Source organism: Candidatus Frankia alpina (assembly GCF_902806485.1).
Taxonomy (GTDB): domain Bacteria; phylum Actinomycetota; class Actinomycetes; order Frankiales; family Frankiaceae; genus Frankia; species Frankia alpina.
The window spans coordinates 1-6,092 of record NZ_CADCWT010000257.1 but is presented as its reverse complement, the minus strand read 5'-3'; the positions used below and the strand labels follow the sequence as shown (position 1 = coordinate 6,092).

Sequence of the window (6,092 nt, the reverse complement as noted above, 5' to 3'; positions counted from 1 at the left end):
TCTCGGCTACCTGGCCGAAGGACGTCGCTGGTCGGCGAACCACTGGGCGGTCAAGCAGGCACGCGAGGAAGCCGGGTACTTCGGGTGCATCACGGCGAAGGAAATCACCAGTGGGAACAACGGCTGGCATCCCCACACTCACGATGTGGAGGTCTTCCGGGAGCCGGTCACGCCGAAGGCTTACGGGAAGATGTGCAAGGAGTATTTTGATAAGTTGAATGCTTTTTATGTGCGGCAGGGGCATAAGCCGATGGTGAGAGGCATTGGCGTAAAACTCGATATCATCATCCGGGACTCCGACGCCCTCGGCCGCTACCTTGTCAAGCTCCAGGAAACCGGCATCGGACTAGGCAATGAAATGGCCCGCGGCGATTTGAAGAAAGGTCGGAAAGGGAGTTTGATGCCGTTTGATATCGCCGCCTACTTCCTGCGGACCGGCGACGTTGACGCGCTGAAGCTCTGGCACGAATACGAACGCGAGACCAAAGGCAAGTCCGTCATCCGGTTCAGCAAGGGCCTCCGCGGCCAGCTCCTGCCCGACGAGCCGGAGGCCTCCGACGAGGACCTCGCCGCCGAGGGGGAGGGGGAGGGGGAGGAGGTCGGCCGGCTGGCGAACTGGCTCTACCGCCGGGTCGTCGCCCTGGGCTTGGAGGCGGCGGTGCTGCGGTCGCTGGACACCGGCGGCTTCGGGGCTCTCACCGAGCTGCTCACCGCCTACCACCTCGACACCAGCGGCCTCCAGGGCCCCAGGCAGGAGATCAACCCAACAATGTTGACCAACACCTCCGGCTGATCTTGTCTGGAGGTGTTGAACTGGCCTTCGGCGGGGCCATCCAGCACGACCCGATCCCCGCTATCTACCGGGGCCGATCATATCCAAGAGTCCTTTTTGTTTTGTTTCTGGCGTGCGGGAAGATGGGATTATCAGACCCCACAACGGACACGATGGCCCGCCTACTGTCCCCGTCCCACTGACCCTGGCCCGTCCCGGTGAGGTTGGCTCCATCCACGCGGGGCGGACCACGTGCAGTGGGACGCGCGGGCAGCGCCATGTTCTCCGAATTGCTAGTAGACCCCCCGGACAACGCACGAAAACCCTTCACTGGGCCGGTTGTCGGGTTTTTGAATACGCTGCAGCCGGCGTTTTGGCCGTCGAATGGGCCTTGGATCAGCCCCAGGCCCGCCTGTGGGCGCAGCCCAGCGCCTCAGGCTCGGTGTGACTGAGCCGGACGAGGGCGTCCGTGTCGTACCGGCCGTCCTCGTCCGGCTCTCCGTGCTCCGCTGTCGCCGACGGCATCCAGTGACTATTGCCCTGGTGTATGGAAATCTGTACACCAGGACTATATTGCATTCCGTACATCTCGTGATCGTCGGCCCGGCTGACGATCGATAAGCGAACATTATCGGGTGGCAGGTCGACGAAACAGGATCTCAGAAAATCATGGAGAAATAAGAGACTACTCGAGAGAGACGTGACGATCGAGTTGTGACTTCCCCCATCAGGAAACAGCGCGAGGTGGCGAGGGCAGAGACAGCTTTCGTGGGTCTGGCCGCCTAGCGTGGCCCTTGAGATGTCGGATATCGACGATATCAAACTGCCGGCCCTGGCATCGATCGTGGTGCTCGTCGGGCAGGCGATAGATAGCCAGATTTCAGGAATCAGAATTTTTGATTAAGTGCCATAGGTGGGTCGGAACTTCGCCGGGATTAGTGGGTAGGCTAGCAGCGCGGCGTCCACGATTTGCGCGTGGCTGCGCCCGGTCTCGGTGACCATGGCCCCAACCGCCATAATCAGATCGGACGTCGTCGACACCGTCCGACATCGGCGCTGTCTCCTGCGGCCTGGACGCCGTCCTCCTCGCCGGAATCTAGGGCGGGCAGCCGGCGCTTTGCCGAAGTCGCGAACAGTTTCGCAGGCACGACGAGACGGGAGGCTACATAGTCCGCTTCAGTGGTGGATACCAGCGTCTGGGTACGGACAGCCCGTATGCACACCCGTACAGCATCAACGAGTACGATGAGCACCAACAGGGCGAACACTATCGCCAGGATCCCGTCCAGGGTTGAGTTCTGGACGACTCTATGCATGTCGCTGGTACTCTTCGCGGGCGCTAGGATTTTGCCGTTTTCGAGCGCGTCGGCATAGCGGTGTCGTTGAGCAAAGAAGCCGAGTTTGGGATTGTCCGAGAAAATTTTCTGCCAGGCTGCGGAGAACGTGACGGCGACATCCCAGCCGAGCGGGACGCCGGTCACCCAGGCCCACCGCATCCGCCTGCTCTTGACGAGCATGGTGGTGACGACCGTCAACGCGATGGCAGCGAGCATTTGGTTGGCCATCCCGAACAGCGGGAACAGCTGATTGATGCCGCCGAGCGGGTCGGTTGCCCCGGTCCAGAGGAAGTAGCCCCAGGTACCGACTACTAGCGCACTGCTCAGCCAGACGGCGGGCCACCAGCTCACCCGGCCGATTGGCTTCCACACGTTCCCAAGCATGTCCTGCAGCATGAACCGGCCGACCCGGGTACCGGCGTCGACAGTGGTCATGATGAACAGCGCCTCGAACATGATTGCAAAGTGGTACCAGAAGGCGGTGAGACTGTCGCCCCCGAATGCGCCGGAAAGGATGTGGGACATGCCAACAGCGAGCGTTGGCGCACCCCCAGTGCGGGCGACCAGCGTCGATTCTCCGACGGACCTGGCGACGGAGTCAAGGGTGTCAGGGGTGATGGTGAAACCGAGGTTGGTGACTACGGACGCGGCCGACGCCGCAGTTGTGCCGACAACCCCACCAGGTGCATTCATGGCGTAGTAGAGGCCCGGGCTGAGCACTGCTGCCGCGATCAGTGCCATCAGCGCGACGAAGGATTCGGTCAGCATCGCCCCATACCCGATGAGCCGGACCTGGGACTCCTTCTGGATCATTTTCGGCGTGGTTCCGGACGCAATGAGAGAGTGGAATCCGGACAGGGCACCACAGGCAATGGTGATGAAGACAAACGGGAACAAACTACCAGCGAACACTGGTCCGTTTCCCCTGGTCGCAAATTTGCTGATCGCGTCCGCCTGAAGTGCCGGAAATTCAACGAGAACGCCGATGGCGAGCAGTCCGATGGTGCCGACCTTCATAAATGTCGAAAGATAGTCGCGGGGCGCGAGCAACAACCACACCGGCAGCACCGAGGCGACGAATCCATAGCCGACGAGGCAGGCTACCAGGGCTTTCGGGCTGAGTGTGAAGGTCGAAGCGAGGGCGGAGTCGGAGATCCAGCGGCCGCCAACAATGGCCGCGAACAGTCCGGCGACACCGACGGCGGTGGCCTCGGCGACCCGGCCGGGTCGTAGCACCCGTAGGTAGATGCCTATGAACAGAGCGATCGGGATGGTCATCGCGATCGAGAAGGTACCCCATGCGGAGGCGGCGAGCGCGTTCACCACGACGAGGGCCAGCACCGCCAACAAGATAATCATTATGGCGAAAACAGCGACCAGCGCCGCAGTCCCGCCCACCTGGCCGATCTCGTCGCGCGCCATCTGGCCCAGGCTCTTGCCGTCGCGCCGCATGGAGAAGAATAATGTCACCATGTCCTGCACGGCACCGGCGAAAATAACGCCGGCGATGATCCAGATCGTTCCGGGCAGGTACCCCATTTGCACGGCGAGCACTGGGCCGACGAGCGGACCAGCCCCTGCGATGGCAGCGAAATGGTGACCGAACAGGACCCTCCGGTCGGTCGGCTGGTAGTCGACGCCGTTGCCGAGGCGCTCGGCCGGCGTCGCCCGGCTGTCATCTACCTGTAACACCCTGTTTGCGATGAACCGAGCGTAAAATCGGTAGGCAACGGCGAAGGATCCCAGGCCGGCTATCAAGATCCACGCTGCGGAGATCGACTCGTGACGGGACAGCGCGAGCACAGTCCAGCCAACCGCGCCGACCGCCGATACCGCGGTCCAGACGGCGATCGACCGGAGCCGGCCGGTCGTCCGGCCATTGCCAGATGCACGATCGCCGTGAGGCCGAAGGCCGGTTCCGGCAGGATCAAGGCGAGTGGTCACTAGGGCACCATCCTTCCTGCGGGGTTGGCACGGCCGAGCAGGTCGGCGAGCCCGACGTCGGGCGGCAGGTCGGTACTGAAACGCCGAAAGCCGAGCCGTGGGCGGCAGTCGATCGTGATATCGCGGCCCAAGAGGAACGGATAGGCGAGTGGATGGGCTACAACGCTGCCACTCGGATCCGCATCCACCGGGCGGAAGCCCCGGTGTCGCAGGACGAGCGCCCGCGGCGCCGTGCGCAGCCACGGCTGACCGGTGCAGGTGCAGCACAGCCCCAGCGCGGCCCAGTCGAAAACGACTACCTCGCCTTCGCGGAGCGCCGTGCGTGCCCGGTCGGTAAGCCGGATCATCGCTGGCCTCCGGGCGCCGTCCCCCGGCTGTGCAGCTGCCAGGCAGTAGCGGTCAGTAACGCGCCTAAGGGCATCCAGATGAGCTGATACCAGTAAAAGAACGGCATCCCGGCCAGTCGTGGCTCTTCCTGCGCGTAGAGCGGGACCGCCAGTAAGGCGGCGAACGGCGTCCCGAGGCACGCGGCCGCGGCGGTTCGGCGCCAGCTTGCCGCGGCGCGGGCCGGATGGTCGCCAGCCGGCCTGCCTGCCGCGGGGCTTGCCTGGACACCCGGCGGAGCGTCCCATCCCTGTTCCTCGTGCCACATCCTGATCTCCCTGGTCGTGAGCCACCAACTGGCCCCAGGCGCGCCCGGGCCGGGTGTGTAGTTGCCAGCTGTGCCATCGCGGTTTACGGCTTATTGCGGGACGATGCTGCTTCAACCGATTCTTGGCGCGCAAGCTGAACCCGCGTACCGGCTGGGCAACCTGCTGGGCAAGTCGTGCTGCTGGGGTTCCCCGAGGGCTCCGACCTTCCGCCGATGGATCAGCTGGCTGCGACCCGGTGGCCGGGGGTGGGCCGCCGGTCGTTGTACGTCTCCATGCGCGACCTGGTGGCCTATGGCCACATCGTCAAGATCCGGTACCAGGCGGACGGCGGGGTCTGGGCGACCGACACCTTCCTGTTCGATGACGAGGTGCGCGACGCCGACCTTGCCGAGCTGGCCGCGATGTTCCCGGCCGGCTCCCGGGTAGAGAGCCGCCGCGGGGTCGAGCGGATCACCACGGACGGGGTCGAGCACCTCGAGGACCTGTCCGCGAAGACCGTCCGCCGACAGCCCGGCCGACCTGCACCGATCTCGGGAAAGCCCAGCTCAGACCGACCTGCCATCACCGGCAGGTCGGTCACTGGAAGGTCAAGGAAGAAAACTCCTTCGGAGTTCTCTTCAAAGACTGAAAACTACCACCACGCACGTGACGACGAAGGCACCAACACCGGTGGTGGTGGTTCGAGTCCTCCAAGTCCCGCCTCGTCCCCGCCGAGGAGGAGACCTCCGATGAAGACCTCGTCGGCGATGACGAGGCGGGAGCGGAGGCCGGACCCATGCAGGAGATCAACCCGGAGGTGTCGACAACACCGTTGACTAACACCCACAGCTGATCTTGTTCGGTCGTCTGACGCCGCGCCAGGCCCGTCCTCGGCGGGGCGTTGGCATGTTGGCTGCTGGCCCCAGCGGGGTGAAGAACTGGATGTCAGTGGGGGGCTCCGGCGGGGCCGGCCGATCCGGGTTGCAACCGGCGGAAACCGGGTTTCCTCGCGTGCGCACGCGTAGGGCCCCCTGCCAGGAAACCTGGAAACGTGGAAACCTGCAGGTCGGAGCGGTTTCCGTCAGGAAACTCCCAGGAAACTGCAACCCGCGGTTTCCTGGTGTGCAACCGGGCCAGTTGGAGGCATCCGCGACCCCGGATCGGACTCCGCAAACCGGGCGCTGGACCGGCGGGGCAGGCCATCGCCTCGAGGGATGCGACAGCCAGCCGACCATCCTCGCCCGGAACGTCCAAGCGCCCCGCCGGACTGCTTCGACGGGGCGCCGTCGCTTCCTCTGGGCTGCCGTGTCGCTAGGTAACTGCCACGGGCGGCTTGCCCCCCTCTGGCGCATCTTCGCGGGCCTCCGCCTGCTCATGCTTCCGCCATAGATCCGTGCGGGCCCCGGC

At 64.4% G+C, this 6,092-nt stretch carries 4 protein-coding genes and 1 pseudogene; 2 read left to right on the top strand and 3 right to left on the bottom strand.

Annotated features, from left to right (window positions below; genetic code table 11):
* Window positions 1–793: pseudogene (locus G6R25_RS20110) on the top strand (hypothetical protein); the annotation flags it as partial.
* 998 nt (window positions 794–1,791) lie between these two features.
* On the opposite strand, the gene G6R25_RS20105 reads toward G6R25_RS20110, so the two are convergent.
* The 3 genes from G6R25_RS20105 to G6R25_RS30900 are packed head-to-tail and all read right to left on the bottom strand — an operon-like array spanning window position 1,792 to window position 4,705.
* Window positions 1,792–4,053 (bottom strand): carbon starvation CstA family protein, encoded by a 2,262-nt coding sequence (locus tag G6R25_RS20105; RefSeq protein WP_272871463.1) that lies wholly within the window; start codon window positions 4,051–4,053, stop codon window positions 1,792–1,794.
* Complete coding sequence (locus G6R25_RS20100; RefSeq protein WP_136447972.1) at window positions 4,053–4,400, bottom strand: hypothetical protein; 348 nt, start codon at window positions 4,398–4,400, stop codon at window positions 4,053–4,055. The genes G6R25_RS20105 and G6R25_RS20100 overlap by 1 nt, the downstream gene beginning before the upstream one ends.
* Window positions 4,397–4,705 (bottom strand): DUF3311 domain-containing protein, encoded by a 309-nt coding sequence (locus tag G6R25_RS30900; RefSeq protein WP_163554188.1) that lies wholly within the window; start codon window positions 4,703–4,705, stop codon window positions 4,397–4,399. Before G6R25_RS30900 ends, G6R25_RS20100 begins: the two co-directional genes overlap by 4 nt.
* 213 nt (window positions 4,706–4,918) lie before the next feature.
* Between G6R25_RS30900 and G6R25_RS20090 the strand changes: the two genes are divergently transcribed.
* Window positions 4,919–5,521 (top strand): hypothetical protein, encoded by a 603-nt coding sequence (locus tag G6R25_RS20090; RefSeq protein WP_163554187.1) that lies wholly within the window; start codon window positions 4,919–4,921, stop codon window positions 5,519–5,521.
* Window positions 5,522–6,092: the final 571 nt, after the last annotated feature.

What these genes read in the sequence shown, in the direction of transcription:
- G6R25_RS20090 (WP_163554187.1), top strand. Translation starts at nt 4,919, where the DNA reads ATGGATCAGCTGGCTGCGACCCGGTGGCCGGGGGTGGGCCGCCGGTCG.
- G6R25_RS20100 (WP_136447972.1), bottom strand. Translation starts at nt 4,400, where the DNA reads ATGATCCGGCTTACCGACCGGGCACGCACGGCGCTCCGCGAAGGCGAG.
- G6R25_RS30900 (WP_163554188.1), bottom strand. Translation starts at nt 4,705, where the DNA reads ATGTGGCACGAGGAACAGGGATGGGACGCTCCGCCGGGTGTCCAGGCA.